The sequence below is a fragment of the Psychrobacter sp. NG254 genome, assembly GCF_015277735.1.
In the GTDB taxonomy this organism is placed as follows: domain Bacteria; phylum Pseudomonadota; class Gammaproteobacteria; order Pseudomonadales; family Moraxellaceae; genus Psychrobacter.
The window spans coordinates 90,316-114,981 of sequence record NZ_JADHDA010000004.1 but is presented as its reverse complement, the minus strand read 5'-3'; the positions used below and the strand labels follow the sequence as shown (position 1 = coordinate 114,981).

23 protein-coding genes and 1 pseudogene are annotated in these 24,666 nt (G+C 43.6%); 5 read left to right on the top strand and 19 right to left on the bottom strand.

What is annotated here, in order from left to right; all coding sequences use genetic code 11:
* Window positions 1–48: 48 nt before the first annotated feature.
* Window positions 49–390, top strand: a pseudogene (locus IP510_RS13955) (septal ring lytic transglycosylase RlpA family protein); the annotation flags it as partial.
* A 309-nt stretch (window positions 391–699) separates the two neighbouring features.
* On the opposite strand, the gene radA reads toward IP510_RS13955, so the two are convergent.
* The 11 genes from radA to IP510_RS07930 all read right to left on the bottom strand — a co-directional run bounded on the left by radA (window position 700) and on the right by IP510_RS07930 (window position 11,587).
* Window positions 700–2,139, bottom strand: coding sequence for a DNA repair protein RadA (gene radA / locus IP510_RS07980; RefSeq protein ID WP_194364260.1), 1,440 nt, complete (start codon window positions 2,137–2,139; stop codon window positions 700–702).
* 238 nt (window positions 2,140–2,377) lie between these two features.
* Complete coding sequence (gene lptB / locus IP510_RS07975) at window positions 2,378–3,157, bottom strand: LPS export ABC transporter ATP-binding protein (protein ID WP_194364259.1); 780 nt, start codon at window positions 3,155–3,157, stop codon at window positions 2,378–2,380.
* A 74-nt stretch (window positions 3,158–3,231) separates the two neighbouring features.
* Window positions 3,232–3,810, bottom strand: a complete 579-nt coding sequence (gene lptA / locus IP510_RS07970) for a lipopolysaccharide transport periplasmic protein LptA (protein ID WP_194364258.1) — start codon at window positions 3,808–3,810, stop codon at window positions 3,232–3,234.
* Between the two features lie 96 nt (window positions 3,811–3,906).
* Window positions 3,907–4,491: an LPS export ABC transporter periplasmic protein LptC gene (gene lptC / locus IP510_RS07965; protein ID WP_194364257.1), complete on the bottom strand. Its 585-nt coding sequence runs from the start codon at window positions 4,489–4,491 to the stop codon at window positions 3,907–3,909.
* 11 nt (window positions 4,492–4,502) lie between these two features.
* Window positions 4,503–5,054, bottom strand: coding sequence for a KdsC family phosphatase (locus IP510_RS07960; RefSeq protein ID WP_194364256.1), 552 nt, complete (start codon window positions 5,052–5,054; stop codon window positions 4,503–4,505).
* Window positions 5,055–5,174: 120 nt separating this feature from the next.
* A complete protein-coding gene (locus IP510_RS07955; RefSeq protein ID WP_194364255.1) occupies window positions 5,175–6,167 on the bottom strand; it encodes a KpsF/GutQ family sugar-phosphate isomerase in 993 nt (330 codons plus the stop codon).
* Between the two features lie 247 nt (window positions 6,168–6,414).
* Window positions 6,415–6,957: an RNA chaperone Hfq gene (gene hfq, locus IP510_RS07950; protein ID WP_194364254.1), complete on the bottom strand. Its 543-nt coding sequence runs from the start codon at window positions 6,955–6,957 to the stop codon at window positions 6,415–6,417.
* 426 nt (window positions 6,958–7,383) lie between these two features.
* Window positions 7,384–8,541, bottom strand: coding sequence for a tRNA (adenosine(37)-N6)-dimethylallyltransferase MiaA (miaA, locus tag IP510_RS07945; protein WP_194364253.1), 1,158 nt, complete (start codon window positions 8,539–8,541; stop codon window positions 7,384–7,386).
* 54 nt (window positions 8,542–8,595) lie between these two features.
* Window positions 8,596–10,371 (bottom strand): DNA mismatch repair endonuclease MutL, encoded by a 1,776-nt coding sequence (gene mutL, locus IP510_RS07940; RefSeq protein ID WP_194364252.1) that lies wholly within the window; start codon window positions 10,369–10,371, stop codon window positions 8,596–8,598.
* Window positions 10,372–10,421: 50 nt separating this feature from the next.
* Entirely contained in the window at window positions 10,422–10,967 is a 546-nt protein-coding gene (gene tsaE / locus IP510_RS07935; protein ID WP_194364251.1) for a tRNA (adenosine(37)-N6)-threonylcarbamoyltransferase complex ATPase subunit type 1 TsaE, read from the bottom strand.
* Complete coding sequence (locus IP510_RS07930) at window positions 10,967–11,587, bottom strand: 6-pyruvoyl trahydropterin synthase family protein (protein ID WP_194364250.1); 621 nt, start codon at window positions 11,585–11,587, stop codon at window positions 10,967–10,969. Before IP510_RS07930 ends, tsaE begins: the two co-directional genes overlap by 1 nt.
* 414 nt (window positions 11,588–12,001) lie before the next feature.
* On the opposite strand from IP510_RS07930, the gene IP510_RS13840 reads away from it, so the two are divergent.
* Window positions 12,002–12,124 carry a hypothetical protein gene (locus IP510_RS13840; protein ID WP_265087577.1) on the top strand — a complete coding sequence of 41 codons (123 nt, stop codon included), beginning with the start codon at window positions 12,002–12,004 and terminating at the stop codon, window positions 12,122–12,124.
* A 271-nt stretch (window positions 12,125–12,395) separates the two neighbouring features.
* Here the strand turns inward: IP510_RS13840 and IP510_RS07925 are convergent, their stop codons facing one another.
* From IP510_RS07925 to IP510_RS07915, 3 genes are read right to left on the bottom strand one after another with little or no spacing between them, the layout of a single operon-like run.
* Entirely contained in the window at window positions 12,396–12,728 is a 333-nt protein-coding gene (locus tag IP510_RS07925; RefSeq protein ID WP_194364249.1) for a YnfA family protein, read from the bottom strand.
* A 6-nt stretch (window positions 12,729–12,734) separates the two neighbouring features.
* Window positions 12,735–13,556, bottom strand: coding sequence for a PhzF family phenazine biosynthesis protein (locus tag IP510_RS07920; RefSeq protein WP_194364248.1), 822 nt, complete (start codon window positions 13,554–13,556; stop codon window positions 12,735–12,737).
* 33 nt (window positions 13,557–13,589) lie between these two features.
* Window positions 13,590–14,225: a hypothetical protein gene (locus IP510_RS07915; RefSeq protein WP_194364247.1), complete on the bottom strand. Its 636-nt coding sequence runs from the start codon at window positions 14,223–14,225 to the stop codon at window positions 13,590–13,592.
* 166 nt (window positions 14,226–14,391) lie between these two features.
* Here IP510_RS07915 and htpX point away from each other — a divergent pair, with 166 nt between their 5' ends.
* Window positions 14,392–15,306, top strand: coding sequence for a protease HtpX (gene htpX / locus IP510_RS07910; RefSeq protein WP_194364246.1), 915 nt, complete (start codon window positions 14,392–14,394; stop codon window positions 15,304–15,306).
* 368 nt (window positions 15,307–15,674) lie between these two features.
* On the opposite strand, the gene IP510_RS07905 is transcribed toward htpX, so the two are convergent.
* Window positions 15,675–16,949: a saccharopine dehydrogenase family protein gene (locus IP510_RS07905; RefSeq protein ID WP_194364245.1), complete on the bottom strand. Its 1,275-nt coding sequence runs from the start codon at window positions 16,947–16,949 to the stop codon at window positions 15,675–15,677.
* A 311-nt stretch (window positions 16,950–17,260) separates the two neighbouring features.
* Window positions 17,261–18,502, bottom strand: a complete 1,242-nt coding sequence (locus IP510_RS07900; RefSeq protein ID WP_194364244.1) for a carboxynorspermidine decarboxylase — start codon at window positions 18,500–18,502, stop codon at window positions 17,261–17,263.
* Between the two features lie 99 nt (window positions 18,503–18,601).
* On the opposite strand from IP510_RS07900, the gene IP510_RS07895 reads away from it, so the two are divergent.
* Window positions 18,602–19,267 carry a DUF924 family protein gene (locus IP510_RS07895; RefSeq protein ID WP_194364243.1) on the top strand — a complete coding sequence of 222 codons (666 nt, stop codon included), beginning with the start codon at window positions 18,602–18,604 and terminating at the stop codon, window positions 19,265–19,267.
* Between the two features lie 118 nt (window positions 19,268–19,385).
* Here the strand turns inward: IP510_RS07895 and IP510_RS07890 are convergent, their stop codons facing one another.
* The 3 genes from IP510_RS07890 to lpxB all read right to left on the bottom strand — a co-directional run bounded on the left by IP510_RS07890 (window position 19,386) and on the right by lpxB (window position 23,079).
* A complete protein-coding gene (locus IP510_RS07890) occupies window positions 19,386–20,630 on the bottom strand; it encodes a CAP domain-containing protein (RefSeq protein WP_194364242.1) in 1,245 nt (414 codons plus the stop codon).
* Between the two features lie 238 nt (window positions 20,631–20,868).
* Window positions 20,869–21,780 (bottom strand): ribonuclease HII, encoded by a 912-nt coding sequence (locus IP510_RS07885; protein WP_194364241.1) that lies wholly within the window; start codon window positions 21,778–21,780, stop codon window positions 20,869–20,871.
* Window positions 21,781–21,831: 51 nt separating this feature from the next.
* On the bottom strand, window positions 21,832–23,079 hold the full coding sequence (lpxB, locus tag IP510_RS07880) for a lipid-A-disaccharide synthase (RefSeq protein WP_227669622.1): 1,248 nt from the start codon (window positions 23,077–23,079) through the stop codon (window positions 21,832–21,834).
* A 485-nt stretch (window positions 23,080–23,564) separates the two neighbouring features.
* Between lpxB and IP510_RS07875 the strand changes: the two genes are divergently transcribed.
* Window positions 23,565–24,647 carry a 3-deoxy-7-phosphoheptulonate synthase gene (locus IP510_RS07875; protein ID WP_194364239.1) on the top strand — a complete coding sequence of 361 codons (1,083 nt, stop codon included), beginning with the start codon at window positions 23,565–23,567 and terminating at the stop codon, window positions 24,645–24,647.
* Window positions 24,648–24,666: the final 19 nt, after the last annotated feature.

Sequence of the window (24,666 nt, the reverse complement as noted above, 5' to 3'; positions counted from 1 at the left end):
AGCTCTTTGCTCGCTAGTGATACCTCACAAGTGAGTAATGATGAAGATGTATTAGAACGCCTAACAGCAGTCGCTTCTAATTCAGTGAGCAAGTTTAAGCAGACAGGTCTTGCCTCTTGGTATGGTCGTAAATTCCATGGTCGTAAAACAGCCAGTGGTGAAACCTTTGATATGAACGGTTTGACAGCAGCGCATCGCTCACTACCGTTGAACTGCTATGTAAAAGTAACCAATAAAACTAATGGTAAGAGTGTCGTGGTAAAAGTAAATGATCGTGGTCCATTCCATGGTAACCGTGTATTAGACTTATCTTATGGTGCTGCTAAACGTTTGGGCATCACAAGCAAAGGTGTTGGCAACGTCGCGATTGAGCGTGTTTCAGGACCTTAATCCTAGGCTTAATATATAAATACTCAGAGCGCCACCTCGCTAGAGTAAAATAAATATGACACCATAAAAAGCGCCTAACTCACTTGTAGTTAGGCGCTTTTTTGTGGCTGAATTTTATGCTTTTCAGTCGAACCATATTTATTGTGCATTAAGGAAAAACATTACAGAATCAATCATTCAATTTAAAAACAATACCATGCTTCTGGGATGAATCTTACGAAGCCTCTGGAGTGCGAAGCGCACAGCAAGAGAGCAAAATTTATCCTAGCAGAACGCTATTTCTAACGTACCTCTTTTAAACTGAATCAACTATAGCTCAAACGCACTTTCAATCGCCTCATCAAGACGCTCGACCGCGATTACATTGATTCCCTTAAACTGAGGTGCATTCTTAGTAGGCGCATTGGCCTTTGGAATAATCGCATGTTTAAACCCATGCTTCATTGCTTCTTTTAGGCGCTCTTGACCATTAGGTACTGGGCGAATTTCACCAGATAAACCCACTTCACCAAACACAGCCAATGATGAGGGCAATGCTCGCTCTTTAATACTTGATGCGCACGCCAATAGCACGGCTAAGTCAGATCCAGTTTCTATGACTTTAACACCGCCCACCACATTGACATAGACGTCCTGTCCACTGGTATGAATACCGCCATGACGGTGCATGACTGCCAATAGCATCGACAAGCGCTGAAAGTCGAGGCCCAATGCCATACGTCTGGGCGAGCCTTGAGAATCATCAACCAAAGCCTGCACTTCGACCAATAAGGGACGCGTCCCTTCACGGCTGACCATCACTACAGATCCTGCAACAGGTTTGTCATAACGACTCAAAAATATCGCTGATGGATTGGCAACTTCCTTTAGACCCATATCGGTCATGCCAAATATCCCCAATTCATTGACTGCCCCAAAGCGGTTTTTGACTGCTCGAATCATTCGAAATTTAGAGTCTGACTGGCCTTCAAAATACAGTACCGTGTCAACCATATGCTCAAGCACGCGTGGCCCTGCTAAGGTACCTTCTTTGGTCACATGGCCGACCAAAAACAGAGCCGTACCCGTTTGCTTCGCGTAACGCGTCAAAATCGCTGCTGACTCTCTGATCTGGCTGACCCCGCCCGGTGCAGAATTGATAGCGTCGGTGTAGATAGTTTGAATAGAGTCAATAATGGCAATGGCTGGCTGCTCTTGAGTCAATGCTGCACAGATGGTTTCCACATTGGTCTCAGCCAGTACCCTGAGCCTATCAGCAGGCAAATCTAAGCGCTTAGCTCGCATCGCCACCTGTGCAAGCGATTCTTCACCAGTTACATACAGAGCACTCCCTGCCAGTGAATCTGCTCGTGCCATGTTAGTCGCTGTCTGCAATAGAATAGTCGATTTACCGATACCAGGGTCACCACCGATCAACACCACAGACCCGGCCACTAAACCGCCACCAAGCACACGGTCAAACTCACCAATGCCTGTTGGCAAGCGCGTGTCCAATCCTATGCTGACCGCATTGAGCGGCATAACCGCACTATGTGTACCTGCATAGTTACCAGCTGGCGTGCCACCTGATGCGCGAGGTGCTGCTCGATTTGCGGCGGGCTTAGAAGCGGTTTTGTTATGATGCGGCATACTGACGTTGGGGGCTTCAACCAAACTGTTCCATTCACCGCAATCTGTACACTGCCCTGCCCATTTACCAAAATGCGCGCCGCAATGCTGACAGACATAACTGCTTTTATTTTTTGCCATGACTTATGAGCCTTATTCAGATGATCAGTCGAGAATAATGAATAGAATATGATTATTTTTGTGAGAGCAAATTGATATGAGAGCGAATGTAAGAGTGCTGATGATGAGCAGTCAGCCATCAGTATGACAGGCTATCTTTTAGATAAAGGAGTATATTCTGACTGGCTTTATGCATTTATCGCAACTATAAAGCCAGCAGTCAGTATATATATGAGAAAAATTCAACAGTATTTCTGGATTATACTTGGAAATCTTTACCTAAGTAGACAGATTTTACCAAATCATTTTCCAAGACTTCAGATGAGGTGCCTTCAGCAATGATAGCGCCTTCTGAAACGATATAGGCTTTTTCACAGATAGCCAAAGTGTCACGAACATTATGGTCAGTGATTAACACACCAATACCGCGGTTTTTTAGCGTCAAGATAACATCTTTGATATCGCCAACAGAGATGGGATCAACCCCAGCAAAAGGCTCATCTAACAATATAAATTTAGGGTCGGCTGCTAACGCACGTGCGATTTCACAGCGACGACGCTCACCGCCCGAGACACTCATACCAAGTGAGCTACGTACATGTTCTAAATGGAACTCACCGATCAATTTTTCAAGCTCTTGCTGCTGTTCAGCTTTGCTCAATTCTGTACGGGTCTGCAAAATAGCTAAAATATTATCTTCGATAGACAACTTACGAAAAATCGATGCTTCTTGCGGTAAATACCCGATACCTGCACGAGCACGCTCATGCATGGCATATTTGGACAAGTCCATTTTTCCTAGCGTGACACGGCCTTTGTCCATATTGACTAGACCAACTACCATATAAAAACTGGTCGTCTTACCTGCACCATTAGGGCCTAGCAGTCCAACCACTTGCCCTTGGTCAACAGAGAACGAAACATCTTTGACCACCCAACGCTTACCATAGCGCTTGCCCAAATTTTGCATTGTCAGTCGAGCGACAGGCGCTGTGTTAGCACTTGACACCAATGGATCTATGTTTTGATTATCGCTCATAACTTACTCTTACTTTCACAAAATTTAGGCACTATTAAAAACACACACGCCTCTACTATAGACTGATGGCTAGATTAGCGCACACCACTCTGGCTGTTGCTGCTACTAGGCGGGAATACCAACTCTACTCGCTGGTTACCACCAGCAGTGGCTTCTACATCACCTGCTTTTAGGCTATAGCGAATCACATTACCCGCAAAGCTTGCACCATTCTGAACCAACTTGGCGTTTCCTGTTAAAGTAATGATGCCAGATACTGCATTATAATCAATTTTATTGGCTTGGCCTTTTGCTAAGCCTTTTTCTTGAGTCACGATTTGCTGCATGGTGGCTGGACGACCTGTCGCTACGGCAGAATTGATACTACGCTGCTGCGATAGATTGACCGTGATATTGTCGGCCGTCATTTTAAAGGTACCCTGAGTAATAACAACACCACCTGAGTAACTTGTGATACCTGTACGCTCGCTGTAAGTGGCCTTGTCCGCTAGCAATTTTATTTGCTGATTGGCATCTGACGGTAATGCATGACTATACAATGGCAATGCGATTAGCAGACCCACTGGCAAAGCACGTAATGTAGATAAGCTCGGTGCGGCTTGACCCAAACGTACTGCTAATGAGCGCAAAGTAGGCAAAAATTTAGGTTTCATATAAATGACTCGTTTCATAATTGGTGATAGGATTTGCAAACTTCATGCTAATGGTGGTTATGTCATATAACAGATAAAAGAGATCTTGGTTTTTGGCTAAAACAACGCTTTGTCTTTACGATCAGCAGGCATAAAATCGACGGCAACTTGACCAAACTCATACTCTCCTGTCTCAAGATTGGCAGTCATACTAGAGGCTTCGAACCGGTTCATCCCTTGCTCAATCTTCACAGGTGCTTCACTATATACTTTACCTGACTTTGTATTACCCTTCAGAGCGCTACCAGTTACTTTTATTGGTTCCACATCAGGCTTGTCTTTATTGCCTTCACTGACGAGCGTAAAACCTCCGGACAGACTGAGCTCTCCTGTCTCCTGACTGATAGCAGCACTACCAGCCTGAATACGGTAGCGCTGTTCTGGTGAAGGCTCCCAATTCATAGTAATGCCTGACATTTCATCCTCATTGGTCTCAGGATTGTGCGTCAAAGAATCCGCCGTTAGCTCATACTCAGTTTCGCCTTGATCGTTTGTTTGAACGGCTTTTATGTCCGTGGCCTCATAATCAACATCAGTGCTTTCAATGTTGACTGGCGGTGTTACGTCTCCTTGCTGCTGAAAGAACCAACCAGCAATCCCTGCAATGATTAATGCGAGTACAATTAAAACACGTGTGTTCACGATAGTTTATCCTAGTTTGGGGTCTCATCCAGTGTATAGTGCGAGATAAAGTCTTGATATTCTCCGTGACCTTTTAAGATAAGGTCACATACCTCACGTACCGCGCCAGTGCCACCTGCACGAGTGGTCACCATATGGCTACGCTTGATCACTTCTGCATGAGCATTAGGCACTGTGGCCGCAAACCCCACTGTTTGCATCGCTTTAATATCTGGTAAATCGTCACCCATATACGCACAATCAGCAGCGCTAATATTGAGCGCCGGATCAAGAGAGGATAATAGCTCATTCAATGCGACAAGCTTATCATCACGTCCTTGTACTACATAGTTAACACCCATCTCGAGGGCACGTTTATCTACCATAGCACTGCTACGACCAGTAATAATCGCGGTCAAAATACCATAACGAGCCAGTGATTTGACACCCACGCCATCATGTACCGAAAATGCTTTGGTCTCAATACCGTTGGCATCATAAATGATTTGACCATTGGATAAAATACCATCGACATCCATAACCAATAGCTTTACTTGTCCTGCTTTTTTTATCAAATCTTGCATGAGTCATCTCTTATTATAGGCTGATAGTCTGAGTGGTATCTGCGCGTAATTTATCATTCAATCATGAATAATACTCTAACGGTTAGAGCATATTGAAAATTTAGCAATCTCAAGCAGACGCTATTTTACGCCAGCTTGTAGCAAATCATGAACCGTAATAATGGCTTCTAGACGATCTTCATTATCAATAATCAATAGCTGACTGATACCATTTTCATTCATCACACTTAGCGCATCTGAGGCGCGCATGGTTTTACTGATACTGCGTGGATTTCTGACCATGACCTCACCCATCGTTGTCTGGAGATCGATCCCTTTTTCTAAGCCACGGCGCAAATCACCATCGGTAAACACGCCAACCACTTTATCAGTATCGTCGGTCACTACCGTCATACCTAGGCGCCCAGCAGACATGGTAAACAAAGCTTGTTGGAGGGGCGCTTGCTGATGAATTAAAGGCAGATCATCTGATTGGGTATGCATGAGATCTTCGACACGAGTGAGTAGCTGACGCCCTAATGCACCGGCCGGATGTGAGAGTGCAAAGTCTTCAGAGGTGAAATTGCGTGCATGCACAAGCGCAACTGCCAACGCATCACCAAGTGCCAAGGTCGCCGTCGTGCTTGACGTGGGTGCAAGATTGAGCGGGCAAGCTTCTTGTGACTGACCAAGCGTCAACACGATATCTGCGGCCCGTGGCAGCATCCCGCGCTTATCACGACTGATACTGATCAGTGGAATTTGCAGATGCTTGACCACTGGTAACAGCATTTTAATCTCATCTGACTCACCAGAGTTTGAGATAGCAAGTAGTACGTCGCCTTTCACTAGCATACCCAAATCGCCATGCCCAGCCTCACCTGGATGCATAAAGAAAGCTGGCGTACCAGTCGATGCAAAGGTCGCTGCTATCTTGCGTCCGATTAATCCTGATTTACCCATACCAGTGACGACCACTCGACCCTTGCAAGCCAAAATAATATCGCAGGCCTGCGCAAACCGATCATCTATCTGCTCGGTCAGCAATGCCAATGCAGATATTTCAGTATTAATGGCCTCTATAGCGGTGGTAATAAATTGCTCATGGGTTAGGTTGTTTTTAGTATCACTCATGAATGTGCTCTATTTTTATAATGAATCCAGTATTTTACTATACTATGCTTCATATTATTTTATATTGTTTCATATAAACAACCATCTACAGCCATGCTTTCTACTGCCATATCTTGATCGCTGTTCGATACGCTTATTGTTGACAATATATATGAATCTATACAAAAAAAACCCACTGTATCAGTAGGTCTTAATCAAATATATCAATGCTATCATCTTAGACAATACAGTTGCCACATGCCATTATCTAGTTGTCACCGTCATTAGACCCATCATTCGGCTTAGCTTCGAAACCTGCTCCATCTGCTGGCATATCAAAACCACGATCTTGACCGAAACCACCACGCTCAAAACCACGATCTTGACCTTGGCCAAAGCTACCACGTTCAAAACCGCGCTCTTGACGCTCTTGACCTTGGCTAAAGCCGCCGCGATTGAAGCCACTACGATTAGAGGCAAAACCACGTTCTTCAAACCCGCCAGCAGCTGCTGGATTGCCACCACGTTCAAAACCGCCACCTTGGTAACCAGTTGGCGGAGTGCTTTGAGATTGAGGCGTACTGCCAGTCGCTGTTGTGCTACTACGTGGGTTACGGGCTGGCACTACAGTTGAGATGGCATGTTTGTAAACCATTTGACTAACGGTGTTTTTGAGAAGTACCACATACTGATCAAATGATTCAATTTGGCCTTGTAATTTAATACCATTGACCAAGAAAATAGAGACAGGAATGCGATCTTTACGCAGCGAGTTCAAGAACGGATCTTGTAAAGTTTGTCCTTTCGACATGAAATCTCTCCTAAATATTATATAATTATGTTTTAAGTGCCAATTATTTTACGTGTTAATTTAATTATAATGGCTAAAAGGTAGATACAATAATATGTTTTATTTATAAAACGTATCTAAACGGATATTCGCTGATGTTAAGTAATTCCACTTTATCGCGAATACATTATTATTGTAAATAATTAAGTAACTACTTGTTTCATTGATTGTTATTTAACAAAATAAATCAATACTTGTTGAGAAAATCACTATATCAATGTCTATCTATTCTATATAAATACTCTCTTGCAGTATTAAGCCTACTATTTCAGCAGTTTTAAATTATAGCAGTTATCTATGCGATATTTTGAAACTAATTGTGATTACTGTTTTCAGACCTTCTATAGGTATCTACAAAGCACTTATAACAGAAATTTTTATGACACTTTACGACAGATAATCTCTGGCCTGTTGCATCGTAGTAAAGGTTTTAATCGTCAGATTTGCCGTGTCATTATCAATGTGTTCAGATCCAGCAATGCTATCTGTTGATACGCTAGGAAGCTGCACAACTTTGCGTAGCCAAGTATACTGGCGCTTTGCCAGCTGTCTTGTAGCATATAATGCCTTATTTTGCATTTGCTGACAAGCAAGCGCCTTGGTCTCATCATCAGGCACCGCTGATCGTTGAAAGTCACTGATTGGGTTTTCTCGCTCATCGCTTGCATCTTGACTCACTGCAAAAGCGTCATAAAACTGTGCTTTATCTAAATGCGACAGCTCAAATACGGGGTGCGCAATATGCACAAGATATTCTAATACCTGACGGTAGCCGACACAGCGCATAGACGCCAAGTTGGGTGTCAATGGATATTGCTCAAGCAGCTCAATTACCTCAGTAACCAGTCCTTCATGCCACATAATATCTAAACGTTGCTCTATACGCTGATGCAGCCACGGGCGATCCGGCATGACTGCCAATGCATGCCATTGCTGATTTGGATTGTGTGCTAGCGCCTGCTTTGGCTGACGCTGCCAGTCACTTATCGGTATGTCTGTTTGCAGATACACTTCAACCGCTCGCGTGATACGCTGAGTATCTGTCGCATTCAAACGCTGATGGCTAACTGGATCAACGCTACCCAAATAATCATACAAGGCATCGATGCCTTTATCTTGTCGCCACTGCTCTACGCGCGCGCGTACGCTATCATCACTATCAGGCACAGGCGATAGTCCATCAAGCAGCGCCATGTAATACATCATGGTCCCACCGACTAGCAATGGAATTTTCCCGTTTTGATGACACTCATCAATCAGGCGCGCCACATCACTGACAAACTCAGCCACGCTATAGCTTTGCATAGGATCAATGATATCGACCAGATGGTGCGGATAACGTGACAATTCTGTTGCTGTTGGTTTGGCAGTACCTATATTCATATCACGATATACCAGTGCTGAATCTACCGAAATCAGCTCATAGCGCCCTGTATCATATAGCTCATATACCAGTGCTGTTTTTCCGCTGGCCGTGGGTGCCATCAAGCACACCACACTATTATCTGTTAGCTTATGAGATAAACCCTCAGACGACTGTCCCATAGGATTGCCTTTAATCATTGTTCATAAAAAATTGACTAACTTTTAAAGCAAAGGTTAGTTTATAAAGGGTTCGGACGTAGATGAGAGCATTGACATCACCAAACGCTCACTATCTATTACTTTGATGGCATGTTTTGTCAGCAATGCTGTCATATCTGTAGTAAAAACCACCGAGTCTTGGTCAGACATCTGGGCATTGACCATGACAAGTTGCTGGTTAATTTCGTTGGCACTATTTGGGGTTTGGGCTTTAGCTAGCACGTCACGACCAAAAACTTGTGATTCAAAAAGTTGGCCTACCTTTTTATACCAGTCATTTTCAGCAATTAGTATGCACTTCCCCTGATGATAAAACAGTAGCCAAGGCAGCATTTTATCATCGAGATTTTGATCAATCACAACGCCCATTGTATTAGCATTCAAACTGCTGATAACATCTAAGCATATTGGTAAAGGTGTCGTGGCTTTAGGTGCGTTATTTAGAACAAGAGTATTTAGAAGCGTGCTCTTACCATCCAAAACATCTTCAACACTAGAGGTTATTGACTGTTGGAATGAGGATTTTCCTGAAAATGGCTTGCTTGAAGCCGTTTGATAGGACTGGCTAGGCGCTTGTACTTGCTGATTTTGTCTTGAATGGTCTATAGCCAAAGTATTTGCTAAATGCGTGTCTGACAGCGTTCTTACAGAACCATCCTCTTTTGATGTGTCTAAAATGTCGGAGCTAGTCACTTTTACTGTATTAGCATTGAGCATTTTTAACTGTGAACGAATCGCATGATTTAAGTGTGCCATGACATTGTTTAGCGGACTGATCTTGATGCGCTGTTTGGATGGATGGACATTGATGTTCAACCACTGCGTTGGTAAATCAAAATAAAGGGCGTAACCCATCCCTGCTAGCTCTGCACCCTGTGCCAGTTGACGCAGTTGATTACTAATTAAGAGCTCTTTCACGAGCCTACCATTGACATAAATCAGTTTTGGTAGTGCCGTTTGCTCATCGTGCATGGGCCATAACCACCCGCTAATCGCTGCTTGCCTAATAACACTGTCATTATCATACTCTATAGACTGCTGCATCAGACTCGATAAATCTATGGAGATCTCCAATGCACTGTCCGTTAATGGTATTCCAGTGGCTTGTTCTAGACGCGGCAATGGCAAACGGTTGACAGTATCATGACTATTACTTGTAGTGCTGGCAGATAATGACAAGCGTTTTTTATTATCATGAAACAGCGTAAGGGCAACATCGGCTCGTGCAAGCGCCACATCACGAACGATGGCTTCGATATGACCGAACTCAGTGGCGATAGACTTCAAATTACCACGGCGTGCTGGCACATTAAAATATAAGTCTTTCACCATAATCGTGGTGCCACGACCATGCACCACTGGTGTCAGTTTTGGTGTGTCATCCAATACGCCAGCAACCTGTAACTGACGACCCACACCGCTATCATCATGACTACTGGTCAGGGTCAGACGGGAGACCGCTGCCATCGCGGCCAATGCTTCACCGCGAAAACCCAACGTCGTGATGCCATGTAAATTGGCAACATCAGCGACCTTGCTGGTCGCATGACGGGTGATTGCCATGACCATATCATCAGGATAAATCCCTATACCATCATCGATCACTTCGATCATGCCCATGCCGCCTTGGGTGATTCGCACTTCAATATTGGTCGCGCCAGCATCGATCGTATTTTCGAGCAGCTCCTTGACCACGGCTGCTGGACGTGTCACGACCTCACCTGCTGCTAATTGATTAATAAGCAGCGGCGATAGTTTTTTGATGCGGGTATGGGTGTGATTATCTGGCATGGATGACTTTCATATTTTTAGCTGGTTTGGAAGTTAGTAATTGACCCTATTCAGAGGGTGAGGCTTGATAAATCGATACCTTGTGCTTGTCCTGCTATCGATAGTCGCAGCACCACTTGACGAGATTCATTACTTGTACCACTGGTCTCTGCATCATCGCGCTCACTTTGCGTCATATCGATGAATAACGTTGGCAAGGGTAAATAGCCATCCGCGCGACTGGCCCATTCGATGATGACCAATGCATTAGGCTCGTCTAGATACTCATCAAAGCCGATGAAAGATAACTCTTCTGGATCTTGGAGACGATACAAATCTGCATGATAGACAGGCTTCACCGAACCGTTATTTTGCTCGATACTATAGGGCTCGACCAAGGTATACGTCGGGCTTTTCACCGCGCCTGTGTGACCCAGTGCTTGTAGCCAGTAGCGTGTCAATGTGGTCTTACCTGCACCCAAGTCACCTGCTAGCCATACGCTGCCTGTAAGTGGCAATGTCGCTAATTGCTCAGCCAATGATTGAGTGTCTTTCTCAGAGTTTAATATCAGAGTCTTTAGGTATTCGCCATTTTCTATAGATTGATCCTCACGCATCAGACTGAACCTGCTTGTACTTGCTCTGTCTGTACCTGCATGGTCACAGTCGGGTTGGTAAAGCTCTCACCACGAATTAGCTTGGCGTACAGCTCAGAATCACTCCATTCAGCACTGACTTGCTCGCTAAATTCAAAGTCCTCTAAAACCAGCTTCCCCATTTGGTCATTGGCAACATCTTCAGCGAAACACTGCGCGTAACCTGTTGCTGTCTCATGGGCAATCACTGAGTAAACACTGACATCAGCTTCACCATTTTGCATTTGTGTCTGACGCAGTATCTCCTGCGCCCAAAAGAATATCACTCGCGAAAACTGCTCGGCTGATGGTGATACTGGCAAACTTATCCAGCGTGCACTAAATTTCTTACAAGCTGCAACGTACTCTGGATCATCTTTGTTCCAAAAACAAATGGCGTGATCGAAGCTGTCAATGATGTCTTTGATAGAGGATTTGAGCAAGCCAAAATCATAGACCATTTGTCCATGGTCTAAACGGTTGGCCTCTAAAATCAGCTCAATCTGATAACTGTGACCATGAATAGAGTGCTTGCAACGCTCAGAGCTACAGTTGCGAACGATGTGAGCATTTTCAAATTTAAATAGTTTACGAATACGCATAATAATTTGACCAAAACAGTGAGCAGCATAGTGCTAGATGTGAATAAGTAAGGGTTTGCCGCATTTATTAATCGGTTTATCATTCATTATAGCAAATCGTCAGGTATCCGTAAGTAAGCACTTATTAACATGATGATTGATTGAGCGAATCTATTGATCTTTCATCGCTACGTCCATTTATATAAGCCACGTTATTTTGATAAAAGACCACTTAGCCCAAACCACTTATTCATATTACTTAGCCAACAGCCTAGGACGATTAAATCGTAAATGAATTATGCGAGTGCTATCTATTATTAATGCTTAGGCCTATACTCAATTTAGTAAACGACTATGTTAGTCGTAACCATATCGCCTCAAGCCAGCTCAGTTTGGCTTAGAGAATCATATGCGTTGTCTAAAGAGGAAACCACCATGAGTAAAGGTCAAGACAGTAAAAAGAATGTCAAAAAGAAGCCACTTTTGACCGCGAAAGAGAAAAAAGCCGCCAAACAATCAAAGAAAGATGGCAACAGCAGTATTTTAGGTAATCACTAATATTTTATGTATATAAATATTAAGTAAATAGCTATTAGGTCAATAAATATTAATCTCATAGAACGGCTCATCATTAGATTTGATGAGCCTTTTTTTTGACTAGGACGTGTCCTCATTTGAAAAATGGTGATAAAAATGAGATAAATTGCAGTCAAACAAGGAAAATAGCGCAGATAATATCGAGATATTAGTCAGCTATTTGACGCCGTTTGGCAAGATTTAGCCATTTTTAACTCATTTAGATGACTATTGATTGAATTGAGGACCCGCCTTAGCCACTGCGCGGTGCAAACATAATAATCGCCATGCCTAGCAGTGCAACTACTGAACCTACTATATCCCAGACGGTTGGGCGAATACCATTGACTGTCCACAACCATAAAATCGCCATACAAATATAGACACCACCGTAGGCTGCATAAACTCTACCTGCAGCAGTCGGATGTAGTGACAATAACCAGACAAACGCTGCTAAGCTAAGTGCAGCGGGAATCAGTAACCAAATCGACTTACCTTCTCGCAGCCATAAATAAGGCAAATAACATCCTGCAATCTCAGCCAATGCTGTCAGCGCAAACAAGCTAACCGTCTTTAATTCTGTCAAACTTACCTACTCCTCAATCGTGATAAACCCAGTCAGATACTGTACAGCATGGCCAGAAATATGTACCCTATTACCTGTTACTACACAATCGAGTACCCCACCGCGACTAGAAGCTTGGTAAGCAAGCAATTCATTTTTCTCCAAACGCTCAGCCCACAATGGTGCTAAACCTGTATGCGCAGACCCTGTCACTGGGTCTTCATCACCACCATTTGCTGGCCAAAAGTACCTCGATATAAAATCGTAATTATGATAGTTTTCTGACTTTGCCTGACAAGTCACAGCCACATCATAAGGTGCTAGCTGCTTTAGGGCGTCATTATCACGTTCTACTGTTAAGACGTCAGCTTCAGAATTATAAATCACAAAATACGCTTGAGCATTGCGATAAACGTCAACAGGCGTAATAGAGAGACCCGCCAATAAATCATCAGGAATATCAGTCACCTTTTCAGGCTTTCTGTTTGGAAAATCCATTTGTATTTTGCCAGAATCCATCTGCACAACGGTTAACACCCCCACCGCTTTGGCTGAAAGTTTAATCGACTTGAAAGTCGGATTTTTCTTAAACAACACAAAGGCTGAAGCCAAGGTCGCATGCCCGCAAAATGCAATCTCAGTAAACGGTGAAAACCAGCGGATATGGTAAATATCTCTGTCATCAGTTTTATCTAAAACTAAAAAAGCCGTCTCGGATAGATTGTTCTCCATCGCGATAGATTGCATCAGCGCATCGGACAACCAACTGTCTGTGATAATAACCGCGGCTGAATTGCCCTTAAAAACGTGATCAGTAAAAGCATCGATGACATTCATTTCTATTTGCATTTTATATTCTCGTTTTTATACATTTTTTAAAGATTAGTTTTGGTCATCGTCTGATTCCGAGAAGTCAAAATACAGAATATTTGACCAGAGTCCAAGGCCGAGATCGTAGATAGCTTGTTCTGGGTTATTCGCGGACAATGCTTTTGGCGGTGTTGAGCGACGACCGAACAGTTTTGCCAAGAAGCCAATAGGTTTAGGCTGCTCGCTCACTACTGGCGCAGGTGACAACAGTGACTGATATGCCGCTGCTATCTCAGGCTGCAGGTTCTGCACTTGATTAAGAAGTGACAGGTTTTGTACCTCTACTGGTGTTTCACTCATCTCAAAGATCTCACCACATTCTAAAATAAAATACTGGCTTTGATTTTTTGGGTCTTTTAAGAACTCAAGCGCCTCAGCAATAGGGACTTGTGCCTCAGGCAAGACAATTTTGGCTAAGAATACCTCAAGGTTTTGCACACCACTGGCATAATCTCCAATGAGAGCAATCTTTTCAGGGCTATCCCAAATTACTGATGTACAGGCTTGCGGATTACCAGAGAGCAAAATTTTAAAAACGATCGGAATGTCGTAATTATATTCTGAGATACCAGTTAGCACACGGCTACTCTCATTTTGATTTGGTTTGGGGATAATGTTGGTCGAATAAAGATAGCTACGGTTTGCCATAACACTCATTCCTATTGCGGTTAGCGCCATTATTGACTATACAATATGCCCTCATTAAACTGACACTATTGATATAAAACCAAAGTAAAATCTATCATATCAAATAATCCTCTGAGATAACGCTCTGTTGAGGCACTACCGATCTATTGAATAGGAATTTAACGTAATGATGCGTATTGGCTTGTTTTTGTTGACCAACTTAGCCGTTATTGTAGTGTTTAGCATTGTATTTGGCATACTATCCAGATTTTTTGGGATTGGCGGTGTGCACAGTGCAGGTGGTCTTAACTATATCAGTCTTACCGTTATGTGTGGTATCTACGGTATGGTTGGCTCGATGGTGTCGCTATTTATATCAAAGTGGATGGCTAAAAGATCAACGGGTACAGTGGTGATAGAATCCCCTCGTAACTCGACTGAGCAATGGCTAGTCGATACAGTAGCCAAACAAGCGCGAGCAGTAAATATCGGTATGCCTGAAGTCGGTATCTTCAATAATTCGCAGCCAAATGCTTTTGCGACTGGTTGGAATAAGAACAAGGCGCTGGTGGCGGTATCGTCTGGTCTATTACAGAATATGACAGCCGATGAAGTCGAAGCGGTACTGGCGCATGAGATTGGTCATGTAGCCAACGGTGATATGGTAACCCTTGCCCTTATTCAAGGCGTGGTGAACGCCTTTGTGATGTTCTTTGCCCGTATTATCGGTAGCTTCGTTGACCGTACTGTGTTCAAAAACACCAGTGATCGCCCAGGTATCGGTTACTTTATTACCAGTATTGTGATGGATATCTTACTTGGATTTTTGGCATCTGCCATCGTGATGTGGTTCTCACGCTTACGTGAATTCCGTGCAGATCAAATGGGCGCAAAGCTTGCCAGCCGCGAAAAAATGATCAGTGCGCTTGATGCACTTCGCCCTTCTGCACAGCGCCCCGACCAAATGCCTGAGAGTATGAAAGCATTTGCGATCTCATCAGGACAAACTCAAGGCTTTAGTATTGCTAATCTATTCCGCTCACACCCCACGCTTGATGACCGTATTGCGGCGTTAAGGAATTATAATCCTAATCAAGACTGACTTGAGTTGCTGTTCTATGATGAGTTCTGGGCGTAATTTATAGTTCGATTTAATGGTCTATAAATTATGCTGTGGTATGAAATTGAAAACTCATTCAATCTAAAAGCAACATCAAACCAGTCTAGCTAAAACCTCGTCCATATCCATATCCATATCCATATTTAATCCTATTTCTCAAATACCAGAGAGCTTTCATAAATATTGTTCGCTATATATCAACCTTGAAAATACTCAGCTCTTTATCATAGTTAGTAGTATCTAATCACCCCCAATAAAAATAGTGAATCAAGCTTCTCTTTTTTACAATACAATCAGACACAAAAAAGCCTATCTATAGAAGATAGGCTTTTCTAAATCAAACTCGTTATTTAAATATCAAACTCTAGTGCTCTATCGCCTTCGCTATCTTTGATACGCGTTGGCAAACCAATCTTGTTTAATAGATTGATAAACGGCTTGGCATCTAGCTCTTCGACGTTGACCATCTTTCCTGCATCCCATTCGCCAGTCGCGACTAGTATCGCAGCAGCAACAGGTGGTACGCCTGCGGTATAAGAGATACCTTGGCTACCAACTTCGTTATAAGCGTCTTTGTGATCTGAGACATTATAGATAAAGACTTCGCTATCAACACCGTTGATCTTGCCTTTGACTTTATCACCAATACAGGTCTTGCCTGTATAGTTCGGTGCAAGCGAGCTTGGATCTGGTAGTACTGCTTTGACCACTTTAAGTGGCACAACTTCTTGGCCTTCAGCAGTCATCACTGGCTGCTCAGATAGCAATCCTAAGCTCTGTAGGACGGTGAAGACATTGATGTAATGCTCACCAAAGCCCATCCAAAAGCGAATGTTTGGCACATCTAAGTTGGCTGACAATGAATGAACTTCATCATGACCACTCAGGTAACTATTCTGTACGCCAACCACTGGCAAATCGTCTGTACGTTTGACTTCAAACATTTTATTAGACTGCCACTTGCTGTCTTGCCAAGAGTAAACGGTACCAGTGAACTCACGGAAGTTAATCTCTGGGTCAAAGTTGGTCGCAAAGTACTTGCCATGGCTGCCCGCATTGATATCAATGATATCGATATCGGTAACTGAACCTGCATCCATCATGTCATAGCCAAGACGCGCATAAGCATTGACCATACCAGGATCGAACCCTGCACCTAAAATGGCAGTGACATTGTTGTCTGCACAGCGCTCTTTACGTTGCCATTCGTAGTTGTTGTACCACGGCGGCGTCTCACAAATCTTGCGTGGATCTTCATGAATCGCCGTGTCAATATAAGCAACACCTGTCTCAATACAGGCTTCTAATACCGTCATATTGATAAATGCCGAGCCGACATTAATGACAATCTGAATCTCTATTTCTTTGATCAATTGCACCAGCGCTTGGCTGTCCATCGCATCGACTTGATGCGTGTGCAAGACCGCAGCTTGCTTAAAGCTGTCTTTTTCTTTTACGCTTTGCGCGATATCATCGCACTTGTCTTTGGTACGTGAGGCGATATGAATCTCACCAAGCACATCATTATGCATCGCACATTTATGCGCGACCACTTGAGCGACACCGCCTGCTCCGATGATGAGTACGTCTTTTTTGTTGGGCTTAACTGGTTGGTTTGTGTTCAATGAACAATCCTCCTTTGTGTCCCTGTCGATACCATTGATTGTGGCTATGCAAAACAGAAACGAGTGAATGATATGCGTGAATTAAAAAGGAAGACCGAGGAAAACCCACGCACCCGTCGGGCAAATACCACTCTAGTATTTGCCCGACGCGATTATAACAATTTTTATAACATCATCGGTAAAAAAAATGTATAAAAAACACAGATGCTAAAATATTCACCAATATAAGCTAAGCCTTTGTTTTTAATTACTTAAAAATATAAAAACTCGACAATAGCATGGTAATAAAAATCAAGCACTGGTGTTAAGCATTAAGATAGGCTGGCTTTGTAATCTTGATAGTCAAACTCGCGCTGCACATCAATCGATCCATCAAGGCGACGAATCACAATGGCAGGCATGTTGACACCATTGAACCAGTTTTTCTTAACCATCGTATAACCTGCGGCATTACCAAAGGCAATCTGATCGCCTATCTGTAAATCACTTGGCAAATCATACTCACCAAAGATATCCCCTGCTAGGCAAGAACGGCCATAAATGAGCGTACTGTCTGTACCGTTTTCGAGCGTCGGTTCTGACGTCTCAATCACTGAATGGCCGATAGGAGCGATATCCACCGCTGTATTATTGATAGCGGCAATGGGTGCTGACTCACGATAAATCAGTAAATCAAGCATATGCGCCTCAATAGAGGAATCAACCACGGCAAGGTTTTTTTCATTGTGCATGGTGTCCAAAACGGTGGTAACCAATGTGCCAGCGCCATGAATGCTCGCCTCACCTGGCTCAAGGTAGACTTGCACACCATAGGTTTCGCTAAACGATTTTAAGCGTTCGGCCAGCTTCTCTAGCGGATAGTTAGGAGCGATGAAATGAATACCGCCGCCCAAACTGACCCACTCAAGCTGCTGCAAAATATCACCGAATCGTACTTCGATATCAGCCAAACTTTCGCTAAAATCCTCAAAACTGTCGTTCTCACAGTTGTTGTGAATCATAACGCCCGTAATGTCGCCAAGCACCGCTGCAATTTTGTCTTTATCATGCTCGCCCAAACGACTAAATGGGCGCGCAGGATCCGCAATGATAAAAGATGAATTGCTGGTTTTCGGGTTAAGTCGTAGTCCTACAGGAATGTTTTTCGAACGTGCTTGCGCACTAAAAGCATTGAGCTGCGAGATTGAGTTAAAAATGATCTTATCAGCGTATTTTAATACTTCAGGCATCTCATCGGCACTATAGGCTACGCTATAGGCATGAGTCTCTTTTTTGCCTTGGCTATTAGCATCGTCATTGTTGCCAAAAGTTTCATACCCCAGTCTGACTTCATTGAGTGATGATGAGGTTGTACCATGCAGATACGGCTGCATGACATCAAACACGCCCCACGTAGCGAAGCATTTTAGTGCCAATAATGCCTTGGCACCAGACAACTCACAGAGCCGCGCGATGATTTTCATGTTGGCCACGATCGCGGCTTCATCCAATACATAGTAAGGCGTTGGTGGCAATGATATGCCGACGAATTGTTCTAAATTTTTTGCATTCATAATAGATTACCTAATAGAAACTCTGCTGTTGGTATCTTGACAGACAGACATAAATATTTGCGCTATAGTAGACTAAACTCATCATAATTAGAATATTTTATGTCATTATCAACGGATTATTCTACTCCTGCTAGTCGATCTCATTCACCGCAGCTCGATTCAAAAAGTATAAATCTGACGCATCTCGATGCTGACGCATGTGCTGTCTTGGATTTTTGGTTCGATAAAGACAGTGAGCCTTATTGGTTTGTACAAGACGATCGCTTTGATCAGCAGATAAAAGATAAGTTCGGCGATATTTGGCAGGCAGCGATACAAGGTGAATGCGTAACGTGGCGTACGGCGATGTCCTCCTTGGATGGTAATAGCTCAATCACCGCTTTGGCAGGACGACTGGCCGAGATTATCGTATTGGATCAGTTTTCACGTAACCTATGCCGCGGACAAGCCAATGCCTTTGCGCAAGACAGTATGGCATTGGTACTGGCCCAAGAAGCCATTCAGCAGCCCTATTTTAATACGTTACCGATGCAGTGGCGCAGATTCATTCTTATCCCATTTATGCATTCTGAATCAGCGCTGATTCATACACGTTACTTGCCATTGTTCGAGCAGTTAGACGACGCCACCACCTTAGATTTTGAACATCGTCACAAAGCAATTATCGATCAATTTGGTCGTTATCCGCATCGTAATGACACACTGCATCGCGAGTCAACAGAGGATGAGAAAAACTTCCTCAAACAACCAAATTCATCCTTCTAAAAGATTCCCAGTTCAATTAAGAATCCTCTAAAATGACTCAAAAAAATGGCTGAACCAGTGATATGATTCAGCCATTTTTTGTGTGACTTTGACGATGCAATCTAAATAGCCACTTACTCTAGTAATTGACATTACCTGTGGTAAAGGTAAATGATTGCTGCTTTAACGTTTTATTATCAACTAATACATCAAAACTTACTTGGTATTGAGTATTGCCATAGAGTCCGCAATTGCCGCCTTTTTTGCTACCTACCTCACAGCTTTTGAGGGCATCGGTCATCGGTAAAATAAATGCTTCATTCGCAGGTAATGCATAGTTGGTATTGAGATAAGGATCATTGTCGACATCAATGAGCTGACTCGGTACATCTGTCGCCCGTTGCAGATCTCGAAATTTGACATTGCTGACCTTGATGCTCTTAGCAGTTGGCATACTGATATAAATAGGCTGCCCGATAGGGTCAGTACGTAAATTGCGCCCAGTACCTCTCACTGGATTTGGCGTCTCATTATATAGTGCAGTCACTGTGCCTGTCACATTCTGACATGGGTACGTAAATACTCCTGAGAACGTATTGTCTGCTGACGCTTTTGTCGCTGACGCATTGCTCACCAGTACATAGCCCCGATTGTTAGCAGCGTTTTTACCATTGGGGTTATAAGTGAGCATCCCCGTCCCCACTAAAACAGAGGCTGGCATCATGAGCGAACGCAGGTGATAAGGCGCTGATAGCAACGATTTTGCCATCGAGCCTGCCACCATCTCTGAGCTTAAAAAATCGCCTGCTGAACTATAATAGACAGATTGCGCGATGTTTTCGGTGACACCATATTGTGAATTAAAATAGTTTGCGTTGATTAAACGATCTGCTAGATCTAATCCATTAAAAAAAGGATTATTGGCACCTGTCACATTTGCGATATCGGCAATTTCATTTTCAAAGTGGGAGTTAAAGCTGGTCGGTGTACTGTTTGCAAACACGTGCTTGATATAGTTGGCATGCTGAATCGCAATGTCATCGAGATCCGTATCAACAGACAGACCTTTTAGGCCGCAGCTCGTTCTGGCAATACTGAATTGATTGTTGGCACTGAGCGCGGCCTGTGCGTTATTGTCTGGATTATTATCCTTGTCAACTGGTACGCTCGGGGTATTTCCATCATTATCAGGTGTTTCGATGATTGGTGCTGATAGTATGGGTTCTGAGGTTGTTGGTTTAGGAGTGCTCTCTGCTTGAGTAGCTGGTGATGGGTCATTAGATACAGGCGTACTATCAGAGTCTTCGCCGCTGCCACCACAAGCCGTTAGGAACACTGCAATAAACAGCAGTGCCGCTAGATTTTTTTGGGAAGTGTTGGCCATTATCTCTTATCCTTAAAAAATAACTTATAAAAAACAACCTATACAAATTGTGATGAAAATGGAAATCCTTTATGTGAGTATTGGTAGTCGGTTCACCTTTTGCTATTTCGATACAATCTTTATTGTATTATAAACTAAAGGCTTTTGCTTTCTAACTTACAAATAAAAACCTGCTACTCGTTATCAATGAGTAGCAGGTTTTTTATTCGAGACAATATCTTTATTTCGCTTAGGCTATTTAATTTATTCGCTCACTTGCTGATGCATGCTCGAGTGCTCTTTTCACCGGTGCAAAACTGCGTCTATGTTCAGACAAGACACCATGTTTTTCAATCGCCTCCATATGCGCGCGCGTCGGATAGCCTTTATGTTTGGCAATGCCATACTCTGGGTGCTCGGCATCGAGTGTATACATGGCTTTGTCACGGCTCACCTTTGCCAATATACTGGCGGCAGCGATACTGGTATGACGGGCATCGCCCTTTACCCACGCTTGGCAGTCAATGGCGCTGGTCTCTATACCTAATGCATCAAATATTGATTGGTTCAAATCAGGACAGCGATTACCATCAAACAATACCTGCGTCTGTAACTGACTTGGCTGATTATCTATAGCTTGTAAGGCCAGTGCCTTGATAACTGTTTCTAGCAGCACTTCTGTACATAGCCTCATACCGAGCATCGTTGCTTGTAGAATATTGACCTGATCAATGACCGCTGCCGGTATCTCCGCAATGATATAACCCACTGCATGCTGTTGAATCAGTGGATAAAGCAAGTCTCTCTTTTTTTCACTCAATTTTTTGGAGTCTGTCAGTATTGATAACGGTGTTTCCTTAAGCAGCTGCGCTTCAATCAATCCCGACCAAGTGGCTGGTAATATCGCTGCTGCCACATTGACGCTACCCAGTAGCGGACCACGTCCGGCTTCATCTACCCCAATCTGTAAGACTGACGGCGTTGAACCTTGCTTACTCTGCATTGGATACTGAGCCTGCAACTGGGAGACGTTTAATTGTCCAAATAAGCGGATAGGTGTGGCCAACTCGATATACTGACCTTTAATATCGATTTTTTCGATATCCGCACCAATTGGCTTAATCGTGTTTTCTAGCTTAATAACATTTTCTATTTTGGACTGAGTATTCATAGCGCTTTGCTGTCTGTCTTATTGATAATAAATGAGAAGTCGTTGGCTGTGTTAATCATGCGTTTGAACAAAGAACTGGTCAATCACACTATTGGCAGGCTCGTGATTGCTCTGCTGCTGCAAGGCTTGCTTGGTGGTGATAAGGTCTTTTAGCTGCTCAGCATAAGCGCGTGGCTGCAATAAACGCATGACCGTACGGCAAATATTATCTCCACTCGCCTGCTCTTGTATGAGTTCAGGAACAATAGCCGCACCTGCTAAAATATTGGGCAGCGCCACATAAGGGACTTTTACCAATCGTTTGGCAATCTGATAGGTCAGCTGGTTCAGCTGATACACCACCACCATCGGTCGCTCGAGCAGCAGCGCCTCTAATGTGGCGGTACCAGAGGCGAGCATAACGATATCTGACGCGGCCATCGCGTGCTGGCTAAATTCTGGCTGTGTATCATCGTAGACGACGACAATGGCTGCACGCAGTTGCTCTGAGCACCGATCAATGACGTCTTGGACAATGTATTGATGGTTTTGATCGACCGTTGGAATAATAAAGCACAATTTTGGGTCTAACAGTATGAGCTTTTGAATTCCATCCAGCATCAATGGCAAAATCGCTGTGATTTCGCCGCGGCGTGAGCCTGGCATCACACAAATGAGCTGGCTCACATCATCAAAGCGCTCGATAAAAAACTGCTGTAGACCGTCATTGTGCCAAACGAGCTCACTGCGGCGCTGATTAATCGGCACCTCTATCAGCGCCTGATCGATGGTTCGTAGCAGCGGATGCCCCACGCAGATGGCTGGATGGTTGTGACGCTCATAGACCGACAGCTCAAAGGGAAACAAACACAAGACCAAGTGGGTCGCCGCTTTGATATTATGGATACGTGACTCGCGCCACGCCCACACGGAAGGGCTAACATACTGTACACAATATATACCTTGAGGCTTGAGCTTTTTGGCCACGCGCAGATTAAAATCAGGCGCATCAATACCGATAAACCAATCGATATTGGCCACCTTAAAGGCACTTAATAGCTCTCGGCGCGCTTTGAGCAAATCAGGCAGCTGCGCCATGACCTCGACCAAACCCATCACGGCCAGACGCTCCAATGGAAAAATACTCTGTAATCCTTGCGCCTGCATTTTTGCGCCGCCCACACCTACCCAGACGATGTCATCGCGTAGGTTATTCATCTGCTGCATAAAATCTGCGCCCAAGCTATCGCCTGACACCTCCCCTGCGACAATGGCGATCACTAGCGGCTCGACATCTGTTTTGGCCGCTTGGGCATGCATCTGGGTCTGGTAAATCAGCTCAGCTTGTTGATGAGACATCGCAGAATCTGTCATGATAAGCTCTCAATATTAAAAACATACAAATAAAATAAAAAGCCGTGATTGTGAAATACAACACAATCCATCGGCGATAGCATCCTATGAATAATAAACGTTTTGCGCCTTTATTATTTTAGCGGTCTACTGTTAGGGTGTGTCTTAATGTTGCTATCATACGTGACCATGATACAAATAGCTAAATTCGTCTATAAAATCTAAGCATTGACGGCGTCCATGTGTCACCAAACCTTATAGTTAAATAGAAAAACCAAATGCTAAAGCGGCATTTAAGACACTAAATATCATGCCAAGTACTTATAAGTATAACTAAGTTTTGGTTTCCTCATTCCAGTTATCAGTCAATTAACTGCTCGACTACCCTTGTCAACCAACACTTTTGTCCGCATAATGATTGTTCCTATAAATCAGCTAGACGATATATAACCATGACAACATCAGTTACCCATAATGTAGATATTGACGACGTGAATATTGAAAAATTTATTCCTTTGATTACTCCCGATGAGCTAAAAACCGAGCTACCTCTATCAGATGAAGCCTATAAAACTGTACTAAACGGTCGAAAAACCATTCAAAACATCTTGGATGGTAAAGACAAGCGTCTGTTTGTGGTCATCGGACCTTGCTCTATTCATGATATTAAAGCAGCTCACGAGTATGCTGATCGCTTGGCCGTATTGGCAAAAGAGATCGAAGACAGCGTGTTTGTTGTGATGCGCGTTTATTTTGAAAAACCGCGTACCACCGTCGGCTGGAAAGGCATGATCAATGACCCTGACATGAATGACAGTTTCGATATCGAAAAAGGCTTGCGTACTGCTCGTAAATTACTTCTTGATCTGAATGAAAAAGGTCTACCCTGTGCGACTGAAGCACTGGATCCAAATACCCCGCAGTACATGCAGGATTTGATCAGCTGGTCAGCAATTGGCGCTCGTACCACTGAGAGCCAAACGCATCGTGAAATGAGCTCAGGCTTATCTTGCCCAGTTGGGTTCAAAAACGGTACTGATGGTGGTATGACGGTAGCAGTCAATGCGATGCAAGCGGTTAAGGAAGGTCATAGCTTCTTAGGTCTATCCTCAGATGGTAAAGTATCAATCATCAAATCTAAAGGCAACCCTTACGCTCACGTGGTACTACGCGGTGGTAATGGTAAACCGAACTATGATGAAACTGCGGTTGCTCAAGTCGAAAACGAGCTAGCAAAAGGCAAAACCAATAGTAAAATCATGATTGACTCAAGCCATGCCAACTCAGGAAAAGACCCGTATCTACAACCGATGGTCATCCAAAACGTTGCAGAACAAATTCAAAATGGCAATAAATCAATTATTGGCATGATGATTGAGAGTCATCTAAAAGGCGGCAATCAAAAGCTGACTGCTGATTTAAGCCAGCTTGAGTATGGTAAATCTATCACTGATGGTTGCCTAGACTGGGACAGCACTGTCGTAGCCATGCGTAGCTTACATGCGATGGTAAAAGATGTACTGCCAAATCGTTAATATCGATTGCCGATTGTTT